The 26,363-nt window shown below is 33.5% G+C and carries 13 protein-coding genes, 2 tRNA genes and 2 pseudogenes; 13 read left to right on the top strand and 4 right to left on the bottom strand.

Going from position 1 to position 26,363, the window contains the following annotated elements; translation table 11 throughout:
- The first annotated feature begins 145 nt into the window (after positions 1-145).
- The 6 genes from rplM (at position 146) to WBAF_RS02710 (ending at position 7,222) form a co-directional block, all read left to right on the top strand.
- A complete protein-coding gene (gene rplM / locus WBAF_RS02375) occupies positions 146-574 on the top strand; it encodes a 50S ribosomal protein L13 (RefSeq protein ID WP_121463443.1) in 429 nt (142 codons plus the stop codon).
- Between the two features lie 18 nt (positions 575-592).
- The gene (gene rpsI / locus WBAF_RS02370; RefSeq protein ID WP_121463442.1) at positions 593-985 is read left to right on the top strand and encodes a 30S ribosomal protein S9; all 393 of its coding nucleotides are present in this window, start codon (positions 593-595) and stop codon (positions 983-985) included.
- A gap of 270 nt (positions 986-1,255) precedes the next feature.
- Positions 1,256-1,897 carry a stringent starvation protein SspA gene (gene sspA, locus WBAF_RS02365; protein WP_121463441.1) on the top strand — a complete coding sequence of 214 codons (642 nt, stop codon included), beginning with the start codon at positions 1,256-1,258 and terminating at the stop codon, positions 1,895-1,897.
- 6 nt (positions 1,898-1,903) lie between these two features.
- A complete protein-coding gene (gene sspB / locus WBAF_RS02360) occupies positions 1,904-2,389 on the top strand; it encodes a ClpXP protease specificity-enhancing factor (protein WP_121463440.1) in 486 nt (161 codons plus the stop codon).
- Positions 2,390-4,701: 2,312 nt separating this feature from the next.
- The gene (gene prlC, locus WBAF_RS02355; protein WP_121463439.1) at positions 4,702-6,744 is read left to right on the top strand and encodes an oligopeptidase A; all 2,043 of its coding nucleotides are present in this window, start codon (positions 4,702-4,704) and stop codon (positions 6,742-6,744) included.
- Between the two features lie 415 nt (positions 6,745-7,159).
- On the top strand, positions 7,160-7,222 hold the full coding sequence (locus tag WBAF_RS02710) for a hypothetical protein (RefSeq protein WP_439952284.1): 63 nt from the start codon (positions 7,160-7,162) through the stop codon (positions 7,220-7,222).
- A gap of 445 nt (positions 7,223-7,667) precedes the next feature.
- Here WBAF_RS02710 and WBAF_RS02350 read toward each other — a convergent pair.
- Together WBAF_RS02350 and gyrA are read right to left on the bottom strand one after the other, a co-directional pair.
- Positions 7,668-7,755: transfer RNA gene (locus WBAF_RS02350), tRNA-Ser, on the bottom strand.
- A 405-nt stretch (positions 7,756-8,160) separates the two neighbouring features.
- Positions 8,161-10,698, bottom strand: coding sequence for a DNA topoisomerase (ATP-hydrolyzing) subunit A (gyrA, locus tag WBAF_RS02345; RefSeq protein ID WP_121463438.1), 2,538 nt, complete (start codon positions 10,696-10,698; stop codon positions 8,161-8,163).
- Between the two features lie 474 nt (positions 10,699-11,172).
- On the opposite strand from gyrA, the pseudogene nrdA reads away from it, so the two are divergent.
- A pseudogene (gene nrdA / locus WBAF_RS02550) lies at positions 11,173-13,196 on the top strand (class 1a ribonucleoside-diphosphate reductase subunit alpha).
- A 92-nt stretch (positions 13,197-13,288) separates the two neighbouring features.
- A pseudogene (locus WBAF_RS02335) lies at positions 13,289-13,717 on the top strand (ribonucleotide-diphosphate reductase subunit beta); the annotation flags it as partial.
- Positions 13,718-15,065: 1,348 nt separating this feature from the next.
- Here WBAF_RS02335 and dksA read toward each other — a convergent pair.
- Entirely contained in the window at positions 15,066-15,515 is a 450-nt protein-coding gene (gene dksA, locus WBAF_RS02330) for an RNA polymerase-binding protein DksA (protein ID WP_121463436.1), read from the bottom strand.
- Positions 15,516-17,196: 1,681 nt separating this feature from the next.
- On the opposite strand from dksA, the gene erpA reads away from it, so the two are divergent.
- From erpA to WBAF_RS02315, 3 genes are all read left to right on the top strand, one after another.
- Positions 17,197-17,538 (top strand): iron-sulfur cluster insertion protein ErpA, encoded by a 342-nt coding sequence (gene erpA / locus WBAF_RS02325; RefSeq protein WP_121463435.1) that lies wholly within the window; start codon positions 17,197-17,199, stop codon positions 17,536-17,538.
- Between the two features lie 1,108 nt (positions 17,539-18,646).
- Positions 18,647-19,867, top strand: a complete 1,221-nt coding sequence (fabB, locus tag WBAF_RS02320; RefSeq protein ID WP_121463434.1) for a beta-ketoacyl-ACP synthase I — start codon at positions 18,647-18,649, stop codon at positions 19,865-19,867.
- 1,489 nt (positions 19,868-21,356) lie between these two features.
- Positions 21,357-21,608 carry a helix-turn-helix domain-containing protein gene (locus tag WBAF_RS02315; protein ID WP_121463433.1) on the top strand — a complete coding sequence of 84 codons (252 nt, stop codon included), beginning with the start codon at positions 21,357-21,359 and terminating at the stop codon, positions 21,606-21,608.
- A gap of 277 nt (positions 21,609-21,885) precedes the next feature.
- On the opposite strand, the gene lexA is transcribed toward WBAF_RS02315, so the two are convergent.
- Entirely contained in the window at positions 21,886-22,506 is a 621-nt protein-coding gene (gene lexA / locus WBAF_RS02310) for a transcriptional repressor LexA (RefSeq protein WP_121463432.1), read from the bottom strand.
- A 349-nt stretch (positions 22,507-22,855) separates the two neighbouring features.
- Between lexA and plsB the strand changes: the two genes are divergently transcribed.
- Together plsB and WBAF_RS02300 are read left to right on the top strand one after the other, a co-directional pair.
- On the top strand, positions 22,856-25,270 hold the full coding sequence (plsB, locus tag WBAF_RS02305) for a glycerol-3-phosphate 1-O-acyltransferase PlsB (protein ID WP_121463431.1): 2,415 nt from the start codon (positions 22,856-22,858) through the stop codon (positions 25,268-25,270).
- A gap of 992 nt (positions 25,271-26,262) precedes the next feature.
- Positions 26,263-26,338: transfer RNA gene (locus tag WBAF_RS02300), tRNA-Lys, on the top strand.
- Positions 26,339-26,363: the final 25 nt, after the last annotated feature.

Here is a 26,363-nt window from a genome sequence, read left to right as displayed (position 1 = left end):
TTGACAAAAAATTATCTATAATTACGTAATGTCAGATTTACTACTTGAAAAAATAAGATCTACTAGACACAACTTTACGTGAACACTCATATTTTATAAAATATGAGTGTTAGCCAATATGTAACTTATATATAGGTAAGCTTTAATGAAAACTTTTACAGCTAAACCAGAAACTGTAAAACGTGACTGGTACATTGTTGATGCCGATGGAAAAACTTTAGGCCGTCTGGCAACTCAAATTGCGCGACATTTGCGCGGCAAACATAAGACAGAATATACTCCACATGTCGATACTGGTGATTATATCATTGTTGTTAATGCAGAAAAAATTTCAGTAACTGGTCACAAGTGTGAAGACAAAATTTACTATCACCATACTGGTTATGTTGGTGGTATCAAACAATCGACCTTCGAAGAAATAAAGGGCCGTCACCCTGAGCGTGTAATTGAAATTGCGGTTAAAGGGATGCTGCCCAGAGGACCTCTTGGTCGTTCGATGTACCGTAAAATGAAAGTTTATGTTGGAAGTGATCACAACCACGCGGCACAGCATCCGCAAGTTCTTGACATTTAATCTAGATGGATATAGGCAATGGCTGAAAATCAATACTACGGCACTGGTCGCCGTAAAAGCTCTTCCGCACGCGTCTTCATTAAGACAGGTAGCGGCAATATTATTATCAATCAGCGCAGCTTAGAGGAATATTTTGGCCGCGAAACGACGCGAATGGTTGTTCGCCAACCATTAGAATTGGTTGATCTGTTGCAGAAACTGGATTTATACATTACCGTTAAAGGTGGGGGTATTTCTAGTCAAGCAGGTGCAATCCGTCATGGTATTACACGTGCATTGATGGGATATGACGAAACACTACGTTCGGAACTGCGTAAAGCAGGGTTTGTTACCCGTGATGCGCGTTCTGTTGAACGGAAGAAAGTAGGGCTGCGTAAAGCACGTCGTCGTCCACAATACTCTAAACGTTAATTTATCAATTTTACAACAAAATTATAACATAAAGCCCTACTTTAGGCTAGCTTTATGTTATATTGCGATTATTTATTAAAGTTTTTATTATTAATTTTTTTTATAAGTTTCACCAAAACTGAGGAAAGTTTTGGGTTGGAAATAACGGATATTAGTTATAGTTCAATGGTCAACTTAGTTAATTAGTTTAACAGCATTTTAAACATGTTGAAATGGATTGATTAATTATATTATGGCTACTTTCTATTTTTTAAAAACTTGGAGGTTTTCATGGCTGTCGCTGCCAACAAACGTTCGGTAATGACACTGTTTTCCGGCCAGACTGACATATTTAGCCATCAAGTACGAATAGTCTTGGCAGAAAAAGGCTTGGGCATTGAAATTGAGAATGTTGAAGCAGGTAATTGGCCTCAATATTTGATTGATATAAATCCTTACCAAACAGTACCAACGCTAGTTGATAGAGAATTAACATTGTATGATTCTCGCGTTGTTATGGAATATCTTGATGAACGATTTCCCCATCCACCTTTAATGCCTGTTTATCCAATTGCTCGTGGTAGTAGTCGTTTGATGATGTATCGGATAGATAAAGATTTGTATTCTTTGATGTATAAGATTGAAAATCAAGCTCTTCAAGCCGAGGCGGCAAGTAAACAGTTAAGAGAAGAACTGATAGCAATCTCGCCAATTTTCAAAGAGATGACTTTTTTTATGAGCGAAGAATTTAGTTTAGTTGACTGCTATTTAGCTCCCCTTTTGTGGCGTTTACCTTTCTGGAATATAGATATCCCCAAAGGAAAAGAAACGGAAGGCATTCGTTCTTATATGGAACGTGTATTTGAGCGAGATTCTTTCCTTGCGTCATTAACTGAAGCTGAGCAGGAGATGTGTTTATCTACCACAGGTTAATTTATTATGGAATTGTTAGGAATGTCGCCACGTCGTCCTTACCTTCTTAGGGCTTATTATGAATGGCTTCTCGACAATAAGATGACTCCCCATTTAGTTGTGGATATTAATATTTTAGGGGTAAATGTACCGATAGAATATGAGCATAAAGGACAGATTATTTTAAATATTACACCCTCTGCTATCGGTAATTTAGAGATGACTAATGAAATTGTCAGCTTCAGTGCCCGTTTTGGTGGAGTTTCTCGCTATGTTGAAGTACCTATGAGTGCTATTATTGCTATCTATGGTCGTGAAAATGGAGCAGGAATGATGTTTGAACCTGAGCAAAAATATGATAATAGTGCAGGCAATTCTAAAAGTGATAATTTAGTACTTGTTAGTGATACCAAATTGTCAAATAAAGAGCAAAAAATAACGTCAATTTCATCATCTGATGATGAGCCTCCGATGCCACCCAAAGGACGCCCTACTCTACGTGTTATTAAATAAGGTATATCATAGGGAAGTATCAAAAACTGCCCTTTTTCTTTTTTAAATCTATATTCTTTATTTATTCAATTTTTATTTATCTGATAATTATATCATTTCGTTCATCAGTTAATTTATTTTTTATGAAAACTAAAATATAAATTATCCCTAATAATCTATTTTAGATCAGAGCTATATTTTTATCTATATAAGTTATGATTTAACTGGAGTGTATATTAAGCGGCTTAAAGTACTTGTTCAATATTATGTTAATTTAATAATCAAGCTTTGCTTGATTATATTTTCCTTACTATTCGCAACAGCACTAATCATATTAGACATGGTATTATAGATAGTGGGTGATATTTATCATATGGCAACATTAAAATATTAATTTGAAGCTCTATATCTTTTTGGGATTTACTATTACTCCTTACGCCGGCTATTTTCTTTCTGTTATTATCAAGCAACTTGAAGAGTTTTATAGTCGCTTATCAGGTATTGTTGATATGAAGTGACGAGAGTAGACTCCAATTTAGTTATAACAGCAGTCTATTACAATCATTTTTAGATGCATCACCTAATATTGTTTTCATTATGAAAATGAATGATTTTTCTTATTATAATCGAGCAATAATATTATTTACAGGTCGTAGTGAAAATCATCTTATTGAACTAACCTATCGTTAAATTTATGATAGGACAACAGTATCTGTTTGATAATTAACATATTCGCAGTAGATTAACAATTATAATCAACGTCGCACCATAGATCTACGCTGACCATACAATATTGTATAATTAAAAATTTAATTAGCGGAATAGACCCATGATAGATGTAGAGTATTATATAATGGATAGTAAAGCTACCATTATATTGATTAACTAATAGTCGTACTGTACCACTCATTAATTGTGCTAGATGTTCAGCAACATAACAATCATTTAGCCCGAAGCAGTAACCTAGGTGTTTAAATGAGATATAGCAGATGAAGCTGGCTGGCTATAATTCCACTGTTCACCTATGACATCATTAAAAGTGCAATATGATTGATTAGGGGAGGGGCGCTATACTAATATAATACCTCGTGGATCTAGATGCAAGATATACTGATCTTGATTTACCAAACATATAAATACTAATTGATATTAACATCATAAAAGCATTAAATAGCATACGCTAAAAACTGCATAAACTTCACCAAATATTCAGGTAACTATAACATTTTCCTTTCTACCTTTTCATTTTCATTATTTTGCAAACGTAGCATTAATTTGCCAAGTTACCCAATTAATCTTGTACACGTTATTCCGATAGCACCAATTATGATTGGCGTAAACTATTTTCTGGCTGTTAATTAATATTTAGGAGATGCACATTCCGATAATGATTTAGATTTTGTTAAAAATTGATAAAAGAGCTTTACATTAAACATCAATTGACCAAATGATGGACCATCAATAATTATATTATGAATAACAATATTTAATCCATTTTCAATACGATTAAGTTAACTTGTTTTTTTATAAAAACAAGTGGATTAGGAATTTTAGCATCTTACTACTTAGTCGCAACCAATTGCGTCATGGTATATTTTTTCTTTGTATGTTGTGAGAAAGGGGAATTACGCTGCATTAGCTGATTTTTATTGCTAGTAAATAGCAACTTATTATTTGAAAATTAAAGATTTTTACTTTCACTATCCATTTAAAACACTATCAACAATCAAGAGCAAAATGGCCTATTTGTTTATTTATTTTCGTGCTAAGTTTCATTTTTCCCAATTTATTTAGCGTCTTATGATTAAACTAACCAAAACATTAAATTGAATTGACTTAACTTATTTTAAGTCAATACATACTTCTGTCATATTAAGATAATTAAGTATTATTATCTTCATTTTATTGACTTTACAATTATTTATTGTTATGTATTAATCTAAATCCTACATTAGCTTCAGTTTATTGCCAATAAAGAATAAAAAATTTAGATCAACTGTAGCTATCAAGAAAAAACCAATATCAGGGTAAAGGGATTTTTAGTGATACTAATAGATGGGAAATGGTAGAATACCACAGGAGTTAAACATACCAAAAAACGTTAGCGCCCCCATCTAGATTTTAAGTACAATGGGGAAATTAGCAATTATTATAATCTTATTTCCATAAATTCTAACCCTCTGTCTTTTAATAATCTAGATAGAGAAAATATCTTTCTTAAGATTGAACTCAACCATTTGTAGCCATATCTTAACAACGTATATTATTTATATTTAAATGTACTTACTAAGTAAGTATAATTTAAGTATAATTAATGACAGGATATTTTTATTATGACAAATCCTTTACTAACAAAATCTGTGTTACCTCATTTTTTAACCATCACACCACAAGATGTGATGCCTGCGATAAAGTCCGTATTAGACAGCTATAAGCAGACAATTGAAACCATACTTAAAGAAAATAGCAACTTTAGCTGGAATAATTTATGCCAGCCATTAGAAGAAGCTAACAATCGGCTCTCCCGAGCATGGTCACCCATTGACCATCTCAGTGCAGTCAAAAACAGCACTGAATTACGACAAGTTTATGATACCTGTTTACCTATACTATCAGCATTTAGTACCTGGATGGGTCAACATACCGGTCTTTACCAAGCTTATAAATCACTAAAAAATAGTGCTGAATTTGATTACCTAAATCAAGCACAACGTAAATCAATTGAAAATACGTTACGTGATTTTGAATTATCCGGTATTGGGTTACCAGCAGAAAAAAAGAAACGTTATGGTGAGATTGCTATTCGAATTGCTGAGTTAAAAACTAAGTTTAGCAATAATGTGTTAGATGCAACGATGGGGTGGACGAAACTTATTAAAGATAGCGATAAGCTAACTGGCATACCAGAAAGTGCTCTTTCAGCAGCAAAAGCATTAGCTAAATCTAAAGGAGAAGAAGGTTGGTTATTCAGTTTGGATATACCAAGTTATCTGCCTATTATAACTTATGCTCATAATCGTGAACTACGCCAAGAAATTTATCACGCCTATAATACACGGGCTTCTGATCAGGGGCCAAACGCGGGTAAATGGGATAATAGTGACATTATGGATGAAATTTTAGCGTTACGTTACGAATTAGCAAAATTACTTGGATTTAATAATTTTGCTGAGAAATCTTTAGCAACTAAAATGGCCGAATCACCCGAACAGGTTCTAGATTTTCTTACCGATCTTGCGCAACGCGCCTACCACCAAGGTGAAAAAGAGTTTACCGAATTAACTCAATTTACTAAGGACCACTACGGAATTGATAAACTTGAGCCTTGGGATCTGGTATATTATAGTGAAAAACAAAAAAAGCATAAATTTTCGATTGAAAATGAACAACTACGTGCCTACTTTCCAAAACCACTTGTTATCAACGGTTTATTCGAAATCATTAATAAAATTTATAATTTGACAGCGAAAGAACGTTATGATGTGGAGGTATGGCATCCTGATGTACGTTTCTTCGAATTATATGATGAACGCGGTGATTTATACGGTAGCTTCTATTTAGATCTCTATGCAAGAGAACATAAGCGGGGTGGTGCCTGGATGAATGATTGTGCTGGAAGATTAAAACATTCAGATGGCAGCAACCAAAACCCCGTAGCTTACATAATCTGTAATTTTAACCAACCTATTGGTGATAAGCCCGCGCTGTTTACCCATGATGAAGTGGTTACGCTATTCCATGAGTTTGGCCATGGGTTACACCACATGTTAACTAAAATTGATGTAGCAGACGTTGCTGGCATTAATGGAGTTCCGTGGGATGCTGTCGAACTACCCAGCCAATTTATGGAAAATTGGTGTTGGGAGCCTAAAGCGCTTGCATTTATATCAGGTCATTATAAAACTGGTGAACGGTTACCAAAATTAATGTTAGATAATATGTTAGCAGCTAAAAATTATCAAGCTGCAATGTTTATTCTTCGTCAATTAGAATTTGGGTTGTTTGATTTTCGATTACATTATGAATATCTTCCAGAAAAAAGCAGCCAAATTTTATCCACCTTACAATTAGTTAAAAAACAGGTTGCTGTAGTGCCGTCACCTAAATGGAGTCGTTTCCCTCATGCATTTAGCCATATTTTTGCCGGTGGTTATGGTGCTGGTTACTATAGTTATTTATGGGCCGACGTTTTAGCAGCAGATGCATTTTCACGATTCACCGATGAAGGTATTTTTAATCGCAGTACTGGGTTATCATTCCTTGATAATATTTTAAGTCGCGGTGGTTCAGAGGAACCAATGATACTATTTGAACGTTTCCGTGGACGAAAACCTAAGCTAGATGCAATGTTACAGAGTTATGGTATTAATAAATAAGGCAATGGATATTCAATGAATTTGTGAACCTAGCTCTTTCTTAAAGAGCCTTTGCTAATAAATAGCAACTTAAATACGCCCATACTGTATTAATTACATTAGTAACCTAAGTATTTTAAACTAAAATAGTTTAATTTTTTTTCCGGGTGAGATAATACAACAGCGTAAATTTTGTGATGGGCGCAAAAGCTATTGGAAAAGCAGTTGGCATCAAAAAATTCTATTTAACCACGATCATTTATGCTACTGCTTAGATGATCACGCAGTGGTTGCGCAGCTTTTGATGACGAATTAAACCGTAGTTATGCTGATGCTGAAATAGGAAGCTAGTTAAGATAAAGAATTACATTGCTACATGCTTAAAGTATGAATGTATTAACTGTTACCCGCACCAGATGTATTTTATCTAGATCTGATGTATCCACATCTAAAAAAGTGCCTTAGTAAAAAAGATATGAAGATGCTGATAGCCTTTTAATTCCTGAAATAAAGATAGCTAAACACCGTGTCCGTGTAGTAGTTAAACGACCAAATTATGCATCTGCTAGCAGCAGTAATCTCACTACAAGCGATAAAAAATAGAAGAGGTAAAGTGACACAATTAGAAAGGTATGCTAAACTGGGTTTTATTCTTGCTTTACTGAAATAGCCTAAAATGGATGAAGACAAAATTTACTATATATAAAAACGTTACTTCCTAATTAGTCTAAAAATTGTAGCGCAATTATAGTTTAGCTTGAAGAATTATGCATATTTATCTCCTTCAAAAAATTGCTAAAACCCTTGATGGTATACAAGAAAGTTATATAAGAGGTTATGAACCTGTAACTCCTTATTTTAATTGGTCGGTAGTGCAGGATTTTAACCTGCTACCAATTGATTAAAAGTTAACCTTTCCACCAACTTAATTAATTCAACTAATTTGGCGGAAGGATAGAGATTCGAACTCTAGAATGGTTTCCCATTGGCGGTTTTCAAGACCGCTGCCTTCGACCGCTCGGCCATCCTTCCATAGCTAGAAATTATGCAGAAATATGATGACCTTGTCTAGACCTTAATATAAAAAATATTATTTTCCAATGATTTATTCAAAGTTTAATTAGTAATTAATACTATCCTAAATTACCTATTAAACTAATAGGACAAAATTTTTAAAATAGTAATCAACACACTAATTTTATCTTTATGTTTAATAAAAAGTACCTTCTAGCTAATTTTGTGATGTTGCTATCTACCATATATTGGATTTATAGCAGGTTTTTATCAGTAAAATGCACATAAAATATATTAAATAAATAAAAAGTGTGATTACAGCTCCCATGTTAAAAAAGATAAAACCAAAAGTTAGTATTTTATAAATTATCAATATCAAGTTATACTGTTACGAAAATTTTATCTTTTGATAAAGTTATCATATTACTCTTCTTCACGGTCAACAACGCGTTGTAAACTAACCACTTTTTCATCTTCAGAAGTCCGAATCAAAGTTACACCCTGAGTATTTCTGCTGACCAGACTAACCTCTACAACTCGGGTACGCACTAAAGTGCCAGCATCTGTAATCATTATAATTTGATCAGTTTTTTCTACCTGAATTGCCCCGACCACATTACCATTACGTTCACTAACTTTAATGGAAATAACACCTTTAGTAGCACGAGATTTTATTAGATATTCATTCTGCTTAGTTCGTTTACCATAACCATTTTCAGTAACAGTTAAAATATCACCTATCCCACGAGGTATAATCAACGAAACGACTTTATCGCCAGCCTGTAACTTAATACCTAGAATACCAGTTGCTGTACGCCCCATAGGACGAACAGCATTTTCAGAAAAACGAACAACTTTACCTCCAGCAGAGAAAAGCATTACCTCATTTTTACCAGTAGTTAAATCAACGCCAATTAGTTCATCGCCTTCATTAAGATTAACTGCAATAATCCCAGCGCTTCTAGGACGACTAAAATCTTTTAGTGATGTTTTTTTAACTATGCCACTTGCGGTCGACATAAATACATAATGACCATTATCAAATTCACATACCGGTAAAATTGCTGTAATATGTTCATTTTGTACTAACGGTAATAAATTTACTATTGGGCGCCCACGTGCGCCACGGCTAGCTTCAGGCAATTGGTAAACTTTCATCCAATAGAGACGACCAAGGCTAGAGAAGCATAGAATTGTGTCATGGGTATTGGCAACTAACAAATTCTCAATAAAATCTTCTTCTTTAATACGCGCGGCTGATTTACCTTTACCTCCACGTCGTTGTGCTTCGTAATCAGATAGTGGCTGATATTTAACATATCCCTGATGTGATAAGGTGACGACCACCTCTTCCTGGGTAATTAAATCTTCGATATTGATATCTGAGCTATTTTCAGTAATTTCCGTGCGACGCTTATCACGATACTGTTCTTTAATAGCTTCTAGCTCTTCACGAATGACCTCCATTAACCGCTCTGGGCTGGTTAATATATATAGTAATGCTGCAATCTTTTTTAACAGCTCACTATATTCATCCAATATTATGTCATGCTCTAAGCTAGTTAATTTTTGCAACCGCAAATCAAGAATTGCCTGAGCTTGTGGTTTAGTAAAATAATATTGACCATCTCGCACACAGTGTTGAGGTTCAAGCCATTCAGGACGTACAGGGTTATCACCTGCTGTTGTTAACATGGCAGAAACATTACCTAATTGCCAAGGACTAGCAATCAAAGTTAATTTCGCTTCATTAGGCGTTGAAGCTTGGCGGATAAGTTCAATAATCTGATCTATATTTATCAATGCTACGGCAAGTGCTTCTAATATATGAGCACGCTCACGTGCTTTACGCAATTCAAAAATAGTACGGCGAGTAACCACATCTCTACGATGATGAACAAAAGCCTCAATAATTTCTTTTAAATTTAACAGCCTAGGTTGGCCATCACATAAGGCTACCATATTAACGCCAAATGATACTTGAAGCTGAGTGAAAGAATATAAATTATTCAGTACTGCTTCCGCCACTGCATCTCGTTTTACTTCAATAACAATAGACATGCCATCTTTATCAGACTCATCACGTAATGCTCTAATCCCCTCAACACGTTTATCTTTAACCAATTCAGCAATTTTTTCAATTAAACTGGCTTTATTAACTTGATAAGGGATCTCATTAATAATAATCGTTTCACGACCAGTTTTATCATCAACTTCAATGTAAGCCCGTGCACGGATATAGACTTTACCACGTCCAGTACGATATGCATCGATGATGCCACGCCGGCCATTAATAATTGCGGCGGTTGGAAAATCAGGGCCTGTAATATGTTCCAGTAATCCTTCAATACTAATATTTTCATCATTAATGAAAGCCAGACAGCCATCAATAACTTCACTAAGGTTATGAGGTGGAATGTTGGTAGCCATACCAACAGCAATACCTGAAGAGCCGTTAACCAACAAGTTTGGAACCCGTGTTGGCATAATGTCAGGCATTTGCTCAGTCCCATCATAGTTAGGGATAAAATCAACAGTTTCCTTATCTAAATCTTCGATCAATTCATGAGCTAATTTTGACATTCGCACTTCAGTATAGCGCATTGCAGCAGCAGAGTCTCCATCAACAGAGCCAAAATTACCTTGCCCATCAACCAGCATATAACGCATTGAAAATGGTTGCGCCAAACGAACTATCGCATCATAAACAGCACAATCACCATGTGGGTGATATTTACCAATTACATCACCAACTACACGGGCCGATTTTTTATATGATTTATTCCAATCATTACCTAATACATTCATCGTATATAATACACGACGGTGAACAGGTTTTAATCCATCTCGTACATCTGGAAGTGCGCGGCCAACAATCACAGACATCGCATAATCTAAATAAGAGCTTTTAAGCTCCTCTTCGAGGTTGATTGGGGTAATTTCTATTGCTATGTCACTCATGGAGCTAATGTTCCTCATACTCCTTATTCATTAAATAATAAAATTATACCACATTTTATAGGATCCAATGTTGATGTTAATTATATGTTACATTGGTAAAATACCAATAATTATTAACCTTTGCTAAATAAAATAACTATTAGTAGGTCTTTACTAAATTTTTTTTTACCATTCCAGGTAAATTAATTAGGATATTCTTCTATTATCACACAGATATATCGGCCAGTGAATAAAATTAAATGCCTGAGTATTGCTAAAAACTATATTTTATAGACTTGATAAAAGTAGTAAAGACCATTATTTTGGCAGTGTAACCGCCATCAAACACTAAACATAGTGTTTACTATTCTCCAGTTTAGTTAAAAATAAAAACATAATATACTATTAACAATAAACCGTTTTGTATTTTTTTATTAACTAGAGAGGTTAGTGATCAATAAATATTTATCTAATTAACTTTAGGTGTATCTAACCATGAACCAAAGTCTGTTAGTCACTAAACGTAATGGACATAAAGATGGACATAAAGAACGCATTGATCTTGATAAAATCCATAAAGTCATTACCTGGGCTGCTAAAGGCCTAAATGATGTATCTGTTTCACAAGTAGAGCTACGTTCTCACATCCAGTTTTATGATGGTATCAAAACTGCCGATATTCACGAAACCATGATCAAAGCAGCAGCAGATATTATATCAGCTGATACACCGGATTACCAATATCTGGCAGCTAGATTAGCTATTTTTCATTTGCGCAAAAAAGCTTATGGCCAGTTTAACCCACCAGAATTATATAAGCATGTTTTGCATATTGTTAAACTAGGTAAAGATGATAAGCATCTTATAACAGATTATACCAAGAATTCAATCAGTCAGATGGATAGTTTTATAGATCACTGGCGTGACATGAATTTTTCCTACGCGGCAGTTAAGCAAAAGGCAAATACTTGGTGCAAAACCGGGTAAGCTGTTAAATTTATGAAAGTGCACAATTTCTCTATATTCTTGTTGCAGCTTGCCTTTTTTCATGCTATCCAAAAGATACACGGTTAAACTATACGGGCTGTATTCCTTTCTATAAACATTTCCAAACTGCAGTAAAATCTTGTTCTCAAGGTGGCGTGCGGGGTGGTGCAGCTACGCTATTTTATCCTCTCTGGCATTTAGAGGTTGAAAGCCTACTAGTACTGAAAAATAACCGTGGCGTTGAAGGCAATCGTGTTCGTCACTTGGACTATGGCGTCCAAATTAATAAACTTATGTATCAACGACTTATAAAATGTGAAGAAATTACCCTATTTAGCCCTTCTTATGTTCCTGGTTTATATGAAACTTTTTTTCTGATCAAGGAGAATTTGAATATTTATATATAAAATATGAACAAGACGCAAACATACGTAAAAAACACGTTAAAGCGCTAGATCTATTTTAACTTATGATGCAAGAGCGAGCGTCAACCGGACGTATCTATATTAAAAATGTTGATCACTGTAATACCCATAGCCCATTTGATGCTCAAGTTGCACCAATTCGTCAATCAAACCTCTGTTTAGAAATAACCTTCCCAAACCTGCCTCTCAATTATGTTAACGACGAAAATGGTGAAATTGTACTTTGCACTCTTTCCGCCTTTAATTTAGGTGCCATTACCTCATTAGATGAATTGGAGGAGTTAGCGGTATTGGCAGTGCGTGCACTAGATTATCTGCTCGATTATCAAAATTATCCAATTATTGCGGCAGGATCTATGGGTCGTCGTTAGGTATTGGTGTAATTAATTATGCTTATTATTTAGCGAAACATGGCGTTCACTACTCCGATGGAAGTGCCAATAATCTAGCCCACAAAACTTTTGAAGGGATCCAATATTTTTTATTGAAAGCCTCTAATCAACTGGCAAAAGAACAAGGGGCTTGCCCATGGTTTAATGAACCCACTTACGCAAAAGGTATTTTGCCGATTGATAGTTATAAAAAATAATTAGATGCACTAACATCTGAACCGCTACATTATGATTGGCAAACTTTACGCAGAGATATCAAGCAACATGGTTTGCGTAACTCAACGCTTTCAGCATTGATGCCATCAGAAACTTCTTCGCAAATATCTAATGCCAGCACCACCGCGCGGTTATATCAGCATTAAAGCATCAAAAGATGGTATCTTACGCCAAGTTGTACCTTAATACTCACGCTTGAAAAATAATTATGAATTGTTATGGCAAATGCCCAGCAATGACGGTTATTTGCAGTTAGTTGGTATTATGCAAAAATTTATTGCCCAATCAATTTCTGCTAACACTAATTATGATCCAACCTGGTTACCAAATAATAAAGTTCAATCAATTACTGAAATATTTGTTACTCGCTTATAAATATGGGGTAAAAAATCTTTATTACCATAATACCCGCGATGGTGCAGAAGATACCCAATAACATTTAGAAGAGTTTATTGAATTAGCTGATAGCGATTGTAATGGCGGTGCTTGTCAGATTTAACGTGAGGACCTATGGAATATCCATATATAACATTTTCGCAAAACCAAAATGATCAATTGCTAGAACCTATGTTCTTTGGACAACCTGTCAACGTTGCCCGTGATGAAGCGCTGCATCTTAGCGGCACTAAATATATATTAAATATGATGCGTTCTGGTCAAGATGACCCTGAAATGGCCATCATTGCCAAAGAGGGTGAAGAAGCATGTTACAAATTATTTGTTCAAGCTGCTAAACAGGAAAAGGAGTGGGCAGAGTATCTCTTTTAAAATGTTTCTATGATCGGTATCAATAAAGATATTTTATTTCAATACATTGAATATATGACCAATATTCGTATGCAAGCTGTTGAATTAAAATCACCCTTTGAAATACGCTCTAACCCTATTCCATAGATCAACGCTTGGTTAGTTTCTGATAACGTTCAAGTAGCACCACAAGAAGTAGAAGTAAGTTCTTACCTGGGAGGGCAAATTGATGCTCAGGTCGATACCGATGAATTAAGTAATTTTGAGTTATAACTGTTATGGCAAGCTATAAAATTACCCGGCTCCATGCGGAGGATTACTTTTCAATCCGAAAAACATACTAACCTACTTGATGCACTTTTGCCAAATTAAAAGTGGCATATCATCATAACCAGATAACCTTAGGTACAGGTATTAATATTTTCACCCATACACTATTCCCAGGAATACATAAGTTCAAACAGATGGCAGGTAACTATGAAAGGGGCTAAATAAATCTGGGTCGACCAGTTAGTTCCCTAGCCCAATTATGATAACAATACAAATTGTATTATTTATCTGTGTGTTAGCAACTATACAGATCTTATCTGGAGCAGTAGTATTTATTGTTGAATTGCTAAACGTAAACTATTTGGAAGGTGACGATTTCAGCCTAGTTATTGCTATCATGCAGTACAGTAGATGACAAGATTACCATATAATTGAACATATTATTATAGTGGTTTTTGTTCGCTACATTTTTCTTTATGCCATAAATGAATTATTTTCTGGTAGATGGTACCGCAACTATTTCACCAATTTTTGCCACTTATATACCAAATGATGGCATAAATTTATATAATAAATAGTAAAAAATTATATCATTTTCTAACTTTAGTTATTGGTAAATATTTTTTTTATAAATTGGAGTTTAGTAAAATAGCTAGTATCAAGCGCTTAATTGATGTTGGTCTAATAATATCTATTTCGCAATTATTCTGGCTACGAAGCCAGGAAAAAATTGGCTGGTAAATGCTCCATATCAATGATTTTTTCTAGTTTTAACAAAAAGCAATTACCATTTTACTAACCTTGCTGTAGTATGACTAATATCGTAATTAGCCCAACCAACCACGCCTTGTTTCTTGACGCCAAGATTTGCTTGCTATCTTTTTCTAAAAAAATTGTAGGGGAAGAAAAATTATTAATATGGATCAGGATATTATGTGCTAACGCTGCTTTTATCAATAGATAAAAGCAATATCTGATATCTGAGGACGACTGCACTTTTCCGCCCCCATCAATTCATACCAATAACAATAACTTTACGGACCAAAATTATGGCGAGAAATGGTCCATCTGCATGACCATTGGATGACATGGTACTACCTGGTGTATGGTGTAACGTAGAGATATGCTTGAAGACAGCAAAATAATTCAAAAATTAGTTGATTAGGCTGCTACTAATAATTATTTTATTCTATCTATGCTGAAAATAGCCAATAAGACCATCTGTTATCCCATGTTTATGCAACATCAAGATCTTTGAAATTACTAAGCGTAGATAAACTGTATACAGCTCAGATATATACTAGAAAGAAGGATACGGGACACTTTTGTGTCACGTATCCTTCTAAATTAGTTAACCAGCCATCTGTTTTTCCCGCATTTCAGCTAATGTTTTGCAATCAATGCATAAATCAGCTGTTAGACGAGCTTCTAAGCGACGTATCCCAATTTCAATCCCACAGCTTTCACAATAACCAAAATCTTCATCATCAATTTTTTTTAACGTTTTCTCAATTTTTTTAATCAACTTACGTTCTCGATCGCGATTACGTAACTCAAGGCTAAATTCCTCTTCCTGTACGGCTCTATCAACCGGATCAGGGAAATTTGCCGCTTTATCCTGCATATTAGTTCGGTTTACTTCATACCTGAGTTGATTGCGCCATGTTTCTAGAATGCGTTTAAAATGTGCCAATTGGGTATCATTCATGTATTCTTCACCAAGCTTTTCTTGGTATGGATCCACTCCGGCGATGGCGAGAATGCTTAAGGATGAGGTTTTAGGTTTTTGCTCTTCTTGCATAATGCTTCTCCTAGACATAAATATTCAAAAAAACCACCTCAAGTGGGAAACTAAAGACGCTATAAATAACAGAACACCCTATATTTAGCAATGGTTATTACAATTTGTTTTCCTATACTAGAGGAATGCGCCTGTTATCTGACTTTATTTTTATGTAAAAATAATTTTGCCTAAAATAATATAGTATCTTGTTTTATTGAATAAATTGGGTTTTAGCTATTGCTAGCATTTTTATAATATTAGATCACAGCATCTTGATAATCAATATAGCTTGCAACTGATATTTTCTTAATTGAGCTGATTTTATTTTAGTGGCTACTAAATACACAGATTGTGATATACGTGGCTAAAGAAAAAACCATGCTAAAATATTTGGCGTTAAAAGTTAATAATTATTACTTTTTTATATCCATTAATGAATAGAGGATTAATAGTCATTATTAGAGTCTCATTTAAAATGAGAGATATGATAGAAATATCTGTATATTATAATTATACTATTTTACTCATTAATAAACTAATAGTCAATAAATATTGATTTTATACCATTTTTGATAAAGATAATTATGCCCATCTTAGATTTAGATCTAAGAAAAAGTTCAATGGGAAAATAGCAAAATATAATTTAAATAATCTATTAGAAAAATATGATTGTAAGGATTAAAATTTTGATGACAACAATCAATAAGAAATAATGGCAAGTAAAGATAATAAGTATTGGTCACTTTAAAATAGATATCGTTGGTTTTAGTTGTTTATCAAAATTGCCATAATATTAGCATTGTGAATTTGGTTATATCGTATATACTTATATATAAAAATCAGTTATTGTCTTGACAGTAAAGTTTGGAATCTACCAGCAGCTGTTTATGGATGAATTACAGTAAAGAAAAGATAATTAGATGGCATTCAATATCGTCAGGTAAATAAAATTACTTTACTCGCTCGGTGAGTGAGTATCTTGTTAAAGATAACAGAGTAGAGATGTTACGCCGGCAATTTTATGTTCCTGCTCAAAGAGAAAGGATATATTTTAGCTAAATTAAGTTTTTAATAAGCTAGGCTAACCAATATATACTAATATGGACAACAGTCGTTCGTTTGGGGTTTTTCTACTTAATCCTAAAATTATCACTATGATGCAATCGGCTAACAATGAACAATGCTTAGTCTTGACGATAAAAATTTGGGTAAGTATTTATTATATTGGACATGCAGTATCTTCGCTGGCCGCTTATCTAACAATTTATGGCGTGTAATATCTCGTTTATTAATAAATAAATTGGCTAAATATTAGCCGGTAAGATCCGAATAACAAATGATTTACGCTATAGGTGGGTTGCAGGTATCTATGGTAAGGAAGTGGCGATTACTTCGGTAGTGATCATAATGGTCAGATAAATCTTAATGATGCAAGTGGTACATATATCTATTAGTTATTTAGAAAATCAGACTCCATTAGCATCGGATAACCGTCCACCAGAAGGAATTACGTAGATACAAGTGAATACCGAACATTAGCTCAGCACCAATTTTGCCCATAGCTATTCATTTTTAAAAATTAGTGAATTTAGGCTAGATATTAAATAAATTAGCTAGCTATTAGATGGTTATCACTTTTACAGTCAATGGATTGATGCTTCCTGTATCTATTGATTAGCATGTAGTCCTGGAGTTATAAATGAGTAATGATACACTACCTATACAGTTTACTGATGCTGCAGCGAATAAAGTTAAAGCGTTGATTTCGGATAAAAAAAATCCTAATTTACGTTTGCGCGTCTATATTACTGGCGGAGGCTGTAGTGGTTTTCAATATGGGTTTACTTTTGATGATAAAATGAGTGAAGATGATTTAACAATTGAAAATCATGGCGTTGAACTAATCGTTGATCCTATGAGTTTACAGTATATGGTTGGTGGTTGTGTTGATTATGTTGAAAGATTAGAAGGATCACAATTTTTGGTAACCAATCCAAATGCGAAAACAACTTGTGGTTGCGGTTCTTCATTTAGTATTTAACAACTTCATTTACTGATAATTATTAATTACCATCAGTATTAGTATGTGTTTCTACTTTAGCTTTATTGGTCTTAATTTAGCTAAATTAGCCAGCATTTTTTGCACTATTCGTGTTTGCTTGACAAGCAGCGACAGGTAAAAACTATTCAAAAAAAATGATAATCTTTATCAGCAACATCATAAATTGCACGTCCAACATCAAATTGGATACCAAATTAATGAAACACATGACCAATTGCTGCGCCTACCAAACAGCAATGGCTGTAGGGAAGGTTTGGTATAGGTTAGTTCTTTTGCGTTATAATCCTTGGGCAAAAATATTATTTCAAAAAATATTTTTAGATCCTGTACGCCCTGGGCAAAATGCCCAATTTTATTAAATTTAAGCTAGAATGGATATACTGACAGTTATCAACTGATAACTGTCAGTATATTAGATATGTTTCCGTATACTAGTAATCTAGATTAGATGACACTTTTTTATCGTTATTTAATAAAATAGGCCAGAAAGGCAAGGAAAGATTATGATTACAATTAAAAGCGATCATGTAACATCTACGGGAAATCCGCTGATCTGCTATTGATATTAAATCCTTGGCGTAAATTATTAGAACATGTAACTCAATAAGCAAAAAATAAGTAAGTTAAAACAATCTATTGTTGCACTTTTTCACAAGTAATGGACAATATTTTAAACCCCTGATATAATGTAAAAATTGTACCCGTTTTTTCCGCCCTTGTTGGCTAAAAAAAAGCTATTTAACACCTAATTACTTGCCAAAAAACATAACTGAATTCTTCTAAACTATTTTGATTAGCAAATAGACATCATCAAAGTATTTTGATATGAGAATACCTTTATCATCCCAGCTTAATTTAGCTTGCCTGATATCATTTTGTATTTACAATATTATATATAATATTATTAAATAATTAGCACATTATAACTAATTTAACCTGAGTGTACTAGCTCTCGCTAAAATATAAAAGTGAGTAAAGCTAATATTTTCTATAATTTTTACCTAATCAGATTTGTTCAGCTTACAAGAGCTAAAGTAGCTGGCTTAGATACCAGTAAATGAATTTCGACTATGAGGTAATATAATCAATGAAGCGTGCAGTCATTACTGGTCTGGGCATTGTCTCCAGCATAGGTAACAACCAGCAAGAGGTACTGGCTTCCCTTAAAACGGGTCATTCTGGTATCAGGTTTTCAGAAGAATTTAAAAAAATGGGGTTACGCAGCCATGTATGGGGTAATATTAAGCTAACTAAAGATGATCTTAAACAAAAAATTAACCGCAAAATTCTTCGTTTTATGAGTGATTGCTCTATTTATGCCTACTTGGCGATGGAAGAGGCTATTCAAGACGCTAAGCTTACAGAAGAGCATATCTCAAATATTCGTACTGGTTTAGTTGCTGGTTCTGGTGGTGGTTCACCCCGTAATCAGGTGGCTGGCTCTGATGGAATGCGTACTAAAGGATTACGTGGTGTTGGGCCCTATATGGTAACCAAAGCTATGGCTTCTGGTATCTCAGCTTGTTTAGCTACGCCTTTTAAAATTAAGGGGGTTAATTATTCTATTAGCTCTGCTTGCTCAACTTCAGCACATTGTATTGGTCATGCAGTTGAGTTAATCCAATTAGGTAAACAGGATGTTGTTTTTGCTGGCGGTGGTGAAGAACTAAGCTGGGAATTAACCTGTGAATTTGATGCAATGGGAGCATTATCTACCAAATATAATGCAACTCCAGAAAAAGCTTCACGTACCTATGACCAGGATCGGGATGGTTTTGTGATCGCTGGTGGCGGTGGTATAGTTGTTGTAGAAGAGTTAGAGTATGCTTTGACACGTGGTGCACATATTTATGCTGAAATTGTTGGTTATGGAGCTACTTCAGACGGTTATGATATGGTTACCCCATCAGGTGATGGGGCTGTGCGGTGTATGAAAATGGTATTGGCAGATGTCAAACATATTGATTATATCAATACTCATGGGACTTCAACGCCAGTTGGTGATATAAAAGAGCTAGAAGCAATTATCGAAGTGTTTGGTACCAATACACCTGTTATTTCAGCTACTAAAGCAATGACTGGCCATTCTTTAGGAGCTGCTGGAGTACATGAAGCTATTTATAGTTTGTTAATGTTAGAGCATGGATTTATTGCTCCAAGCATAAATATTGATAATTTAGATGAAAAAGCACAAGCAATAAATATTATTACTCAACCAACTGATCTAAAATTGAATACTGTAATGTCAAATAGTTTTGGTTTTGGTGGAACTAATGCTTCATTGGTAATGAGTAAATATCATTCATAATTATTTTAATATAACTAATTGATTTAATAAGTTATTGCTCTTTTTTATTAGTGTTCATGTTTTTATTGTTTAAAAATTACTTCAGCGCGGGAATTACTGTGCTAAAATAACACCAAGGAGCACTGCTCCAACTACCAATGAAATCCTACATTTTTTTTAAAAAAATAAAGCAACGCTAATAGCAGTAAATACAAGTTCTAGATTAATAAATATTTAGTTTGTATTAGCTAGCAACAAATCTAAATCCACCTTGGATCCATAAATAGAGTGCAATGGCAACATTATTTCACATGGCATTCATAAATTGAAAAATATAACAACCAAATTATGCAAAATAGTTAGTAACTATTATCTAAGCGTTCCAATAAAAGTTGAAAGATCATTTATAAATAACGATTAAATAATATTTTTACTAATTATAATATATAATGAAGTTTAACTGCTCACTTAACCTGTAACAAGCTGTTAAGTCGTGTTAATATTATTCCTGCACATTTTGACTAGAATAATAAATTATAATTTATTTAACATGAAATGCTGTATGTAGTAAATATACCTACAGCAAAAGTACCATAAAAGGCTAATATAATATTGCAAAGCATATTTAATTAACTTTGCTGTAATCATTAATAAAAATAATATCAATATATAATAAATGTATGAATTTTTTTATAAAAAAAATATAAAAAATCTAATCCCTAATACAATAACATCATTTAAAAATCATTTTATTAGCTAACTTCATAGAAAAATAAAAAAAAGTATAACTATAATTGCACCAATAGTACCTAAATTAGTTACTACCAAAGTTCTAGTTTTTAATGTCTGGTCCTAAGTAAGTAACACCAGTAAATTTACAAAATAACCAAAAACAAAAGTAATTTACGTTACTTGACTTAATAAGAGATACAAGCCGCCAAAGCTGCTAATTTAGCAGCGGAATAACATAAATCTCACTAATCACCGGCTATATAAATCCAATAGTCTTTAAACTACTTAACAAAACCAGTTAATCCAATTGGTAAGCCTGTATTCATTAACTCATTACCTAATGCTGTCCCAAACCAGAAATTTACTAAAACTTACTTTTAAAATATCAGTATGAATTGCAGATCTACATTTTATTCATACTAAAAAAAGTGTAAATGCGCAAATTAATCCTATAATACCGATGATTAAATTAGTCCGGTGGTTCAACCAAAACAAATGCTGAATTTAATCATCATTTGCTCTAATTAGCCAGTTTCATGGAATGTTCTGCCAAAAATTGGACACAATACGACGACAATTAACAATAATCTTGATGTAACTGCTATATATTTTTGTATTTTTATACAGTTATTTTAACTAGCATGCTAGAAAATAATTTCGCTAAAATTGAAAATAATATCAAAAAAACATTTTTAGAAAATAGGATTTTTTTTAAAACTATTGTAGATATCAAAAAGTATAAATATGATAAGATTATTATTATAAATTAGGATAATTAATGACAAAGCAAAATAAGGATAAAATCCTGTTCCAGGCAAAGAAAATGTGCCTAGCGCGTCATGTACGTTTAACTTTAACTACACAAAGAGAAGTAATATTGCGCCTTATAGCAGCCCAACTATTACCGCTTATGATCTACTTAGAAGAAAGAACAGAACAAGAACCTAAAGCCAAACCGCCAACTATTTATCCTGGTCTGGTATTTATCTTAGAACCAGGGTTTATTCATTCACAAGATATAATTAATTAATAGCTATGTTATTTGTCATTCTTTTCAGATCTCAACCATACTTATGTTATGCTAATTTGTGACAGTTGCGGCAGCGTTGCTGAAAACAATTGCCAATAAGTAGAAACTGCTATCCATTATTGAATGCTATGGATTGTGCTTACCATGCGATAAAATCGAGAAAGAATAATATTAAAACTAATAATTTTGCTAGTTAAATTGGAATATAAGAGTAGACAGCTCATACAACCGGCATTATCTATTAGTTAAAAATCAAATAAATATTTTACTAAATAAATTAAACTGAATTAAATTTAAAATTGCGAATAATACCAACAGCTAGTCCTTCAATAATTAAGCTTTCTGTCCGCAAATCGACAATAATTGGCTTCAATTCAAAATTTTCAGCAATTAATTCTACTTTACTGCCCACTTGTTTAAAGCGTTTAATAATTACTTCGTCATCAAGACGCGCAACAACAATTTGTCCATTCTTTACCTTCTTAGTTTTATGTACAGCAAGTAAATCTCCATCTATAATACCAATATTTGTCATTGCAATACCATTAAGTCGCAATAAAAAATCGGCGCTAGGTATAAAAGTAGTCGCATCAATTTGATAATAGCTTTCTATATGCTCTTGAGCCAGTAAGGGTTCTCCTGCCACCATACAACCAATAAGTGGTAATCCAGCATTCTTATTTTCTTTTTGCAGTAACCGGATACCGCGAGAAGCGCCAGAAATAATTTCTATAACACCTTTACGCGCTAAAGCTTTCAAATGTTCCTCTGCTGCATTTGATGAACGAAAACCTAAAATTGATGCAATTTCAGCGCGGGTAGGAGGTATGCCTGTTTTAGAAATGTGTTCACGCACTATGTCATAGACCTGCTTCTGCCTCAAAGTTAATTTTTTCATTTCTTTCTCTATTTATTCGCATTCATACATGATAACTGTAATTATATCCAGTTATGTTAAACTTTAATACTAATATCAACTAATGATTTCATCGCACTATTGAATAATTCAACAGCCATAACTACCAGCATTTTTTCTAAAAGCTGCTTAACTATTCCAAGTAGTGCTTAACCTTTTAATTCAATACCCGGTTGCTTTAATAATGAGAGTTAGGCATATTGATTGTTTTATTTCACATAAAATTAAATCTATATATTTAGATCGAGAAATTATTATCTTTTAAACAGACATTAATGACTATTTTTGATATGCTTCTGGCTAGGTTCAAACCAGAGGCTATAGCTAATCTATGTCATTTTGGCGTAAAATTTACTATAATATATTAGATTTACCAATGAAAGTTTTGGTAAAAAGTAAACTCATACCAGCAGATCCAATTAAAGAATTGCAGCTTGATACAACATGCCCTTTTTTATATGTATTACCTTATTTTTCTAAAATAGATTTATTGACGTTACGTCAACAATGTTACTATATTGGATTACCTGATCCACTCGATCCAATTGAAATAGACGAAATTAAATTACCTGCCTATGTATTTATCGATAATTGCCCACGTGGATCTCAAGATCTACGTAAAGATTCAGTGAAAACATTTACTGCTTATCTTGATCTTCATTGCCATAATCCAGAACTAAACATTAAAATACTACCCGTATTAGTGATGTTAGGTCGGGCGCCTGGTCGAGAAAGCCACTCGCCAGCATCGTTACGTTTACTTAATGGTATCCAAAAATTATTTGCTGTTATCTGGTTAGGACGTGATAGTTTTATTCGTTTTTCTCCCACTGTTTCTTTGAGACAAATAGCTGGCGAATATGGTACTGATAAAATTATTGCCAACAAACTTGCCAGAGTAGCTAGAATTTACTATTCACGGCAACGATTAGCGGCAGTTGGTCCCAAGCTCCCTGTACGCCACGATCTATTTAATAAACTGTTAACTTCAAAAGCGATTGAGAAAGTAGTTGAAGATGAAGCTAAGGTAAAAAAAATATCTATTGATAAGGCAAAACATAATGCGATTGACATGATGGAAGAAATTGCCGCTAATTTTTCCTATGAAGCAATCCGTATTACTGATCGCGTACTTAGTTGGTCATGGAATCTACTCTATCAAGAAATTAATGTACAACATGTTGAACGTGTGCGCCAATTAGCACAATATGGACATGAAATTGTCTATATTCCTTCTCATCGTAGTCACATGGATTATATATTATTATCTTACGTACTTTACCATCAAGGTTTAGTTCCCCCACATATTGCTGCAGGTATCAATCTGAATTTCTGGCCGGCTGGGCCAATTTTTCGTCATTTAGGTGCTTTTTTCATTCGCCGCTCTTTTAAAGGTAATAAACTTTACTCCACTATATTTCGTGAATATCTCAGTGAATTATTTGCGCGTGGCTATTCGATTGAATATTTTGTTGAAGGGGGTCGCTCGAGAACCGGTCGGCTGCTAGAACCAAAGACTGGTACGCTGTCAATGACCCTACAAGCAATGCTAAGATGCGATTCACGTCCAATTACAATTGTCCCTATCTACATAGGTTATGAACATGTATTAGAAGTTGCTACCTACGCTAAGGAACTAAAAGGCGCCGCAAAAGAGAAAGAAGGATTTTTTTCAATGTTAAGAGGTATACGTAAATTGCGTAACCTAGGACAAGTTTATGTTAATTTTGGCCAACCGATTGCACTCATCCAATATTTAAATAAAAACATTCCAGATTGGCGTCAATCTATAGATATAATTGATCGCCAACGTCCAATATGGTTAAACTCAGCCGTAACGCGGCTAGCTCATAAAATTATGATTAGAATTAACAACGCCGCTGCTGCTAATGCAGTAAATTTATTTTCAATAGTTTCATTATCTTCACGACAGCGTGCATTAACCCGTGAACAATTAATTGAACAAATTGAATGTTACCTCCAACTATTAAGAAATGTGCCTTATAGTGATGATAGCACAACACCTAACAAAACTGCTGAGCAACTGTTAGAAGAAGCATTGCAATTAGTCAAGCATGACAGCCTGGGCTATATTCCAGGAGAATATGCCGGATTGATGACTTATTATCGAAATAATATTATGCATTTATTTGTTTTGCCTTCTTTGGTAGCCACTATCGTATTACATAATGAAAGTGTTAAACGTCAGGAAATTGGTTATCAAGTTGCACTCATTTATCCTTTCCTAAAAGCAGAACTATTCATGCGATATAGAATAGAAGACTTACCTGAATCTATCGATATTCTGCTGAATGAATTAGCTCATCAACAGTTAATATTATTAACCATAAATAATTTTGTAACTATCAATCCAGCTCGTATTCACCCTCTTCAGCTTTTAGCTGCTAGCATTAAAGAAATGCTACAGCGTTATGCGATTACACTTTCGTTGCTGAGTACAATACCTGAAATTAGACGAGGAATACTTGAAAAAGAGAGCCGGATTCTTGCTCAACGTCTATCTGTACTACACGGTATCACCGCTACTGAATTTTTTGATAAAACGGTTTTCTTAACATTGTTAAACACATTAAAGCAGGAAGGTTATATTAATCGAGAAGAAGATGCGATTATCATCGCCAATGTACAACAACTTTATCATATTATCTCTCAGTTAATATCTCCTGAATTTTGCTTAACCATTGAAAGTTTTAAACACGTTACTGATAAGCAATTGCCAGAATAAATGATATTTATATTAATAAATTAACATAAAACATAAACAACAGACCAAACGATATTAACTAGAAATAATAACCAGCACTACGAAAGTAAGGACTCACATTATACGTAATTCTATTTTAGAAAAATTAACTAAGATATTTTTATGAAAAGTAAATGAACCACTATCAAAATATCAACGAATTGAGCAAATAATCTGGCAGATAGATATCTTTTTTTTTTGATAAGATTGCGCTAATTACTGTTAGATACCTTTATTTAAATTAAATTTATAAATACCAATAATTGGATATTTACTCATTCGTACTACTAATTTAAATTATTTTAATTACTTACCACATATGTTCAATTTAACTAATATTAATAATATTTAATTTCGTTATTAGAATAATTGTTGATTGTACTAAAAATAAATTGATATTTAGGTAATAACTAGATAATAGCATATTAATTGTTCGCCATTTAAATATATGTAGATTGGCGCTAAAATTTTAAAGCAACCTTTTACCTGCTTGCTGCCAGCAGTGCATTTGTTGCTAAAGTACAGAAACCATGGTACCTTATATAGCTTAAAGAAGCTGTACGCTGCGCTGGATAAGCTAACGGGAAAAGCACTCAACCCTTATTTATGGAATTAAGGAAAAAAATATCAATTAAATTAAGTTATTAAGCGATAAAAAGATATTGATATGCATTTTGATTGATTCAGGATTAAATAACTAATAATAAGATTATTCTGCTTTTTATGTAGTTTAACAATAACTTAATTAACCCAAATGTGCATAATATACTTATTAAAATGATAAAGCACATGTTATTTATCAAAAGTTGATCCTGGTAGCCAGAGGGCATAATTGGCAAATAATAAATTATTGTCAATCTAATTCGGGGAAATTAGTCTGCTAGAAAAGCATTTAAATTTTTTTAGTAAAAAACAATTGCACCCTTAGCAAAAATAAGTAATATACTCGGCCATTACCTAAGTTAACTGAAGATGGGTCGTTAGCTCAATCGGTAGAGCAGTTGACTTTTAATCAATTGGTCGCAGGTTCAAATCCTGCACGACCCACCAAATTAAAACCAGTAGTTACAGGTTT

The sequence above is a fragment of the Arsenophonus endosymbiont of Aleurodicus dispersus genome, assembly GCF_900343015.1.
GTDB lineage: Bacteria > Pseudomonadota > Gammaproteobacteria > Enterobacterales > Enterobacteriaceae > Arsenophonus.
This window is presented reverse-complemented; position numbering and strand designations above follow the sequence as displayed.

What these genes read in the sequence shown, in the direction of transcription:
- plsB (WP_121463431.1), top strand. Translation starts at nt 22,856, where the DNA reads ATGTCATTTTGGCGTAAAATTTACTATAATATATTAGATTTACCAATG.
- erpA (WP_121463435.1), top strand. Translation starts at nt 17,197, where the DNA reads ATGAGTAATGATACACTACCTATACAGTTTACTGATGCTGCAGCGAAT.
- fabB (WP_121463434.1), top strand. Translation starts at nt 18,647, where the DNA reads ATGAAGCGTGCAGTCATTACTGGTCTGGGCATTGTCTCCAGCATAGGT.
- rplM (WP_121463443.1), top strand. Translation starts at nt 146, where the DNA reads ATGAAAACTTTTACAGCTAAACCAGAAACTGTAAAACGTGACTGGTAC.
- gyrA (WP_121463438.1), bottom strand. Translation starts at nt 10,698, where the DNA reads ATGAGTGACATAGCAATAGAAATTACCCCAATCAACCTCGAAGAGGAG.
- sspB (WP_121463440.1), top strand. Translation starts at nt 1,904, where the DNA reads ATGGAATTGTTAGGAATGTCGCCACGTCGTCCTTACCTTCTTAGGGCT.
- rpsI (WP_121463442.1), top strand. Translation starts at nt 593, where the DNA reads ATGGCTGAAAATCAATACTACGGCACTGGTCGCCGTAAAAGCTCTTCC.
- dksA (WP_121463436.1), bottom strand. Translation starts at nt 15,515, where the DNA reads ATGCAAGAAGAGCAAAAACCTAAAACCTCATCCTTAAGCATTCTCGCC.
- lexA (WP_121463432.1), bottom strand. Translation starts at nt 22,506, where the DNA reads ATGAAAAAATTAACTTTGAGGCAGAAGCAGGTCTATGACATAGTGCGT.
- WBAF_RS02315 (WP_121463433.1), top strand. Translation starts at nt 21,357, where the DNA reads ATGACAAAGCAAAATAAGGATAAAATCCTGTTCCAGGCAAAGAAAATG.
- sspA (WP_121463441.1), top strand. Translation starts at nt 1,256, where the DNA reads ATGGCTGTCGCTGCCAACAAACGTTCGGTAATGACACTGTTTTCCGGC.
- prlC (WP_121463439.1), top strand. Translation starts at nt 4,702, where the DNA reads ATGACAAATCCTTTACTAACAAAATCTGTGTTACCTCATTTTTTAACC.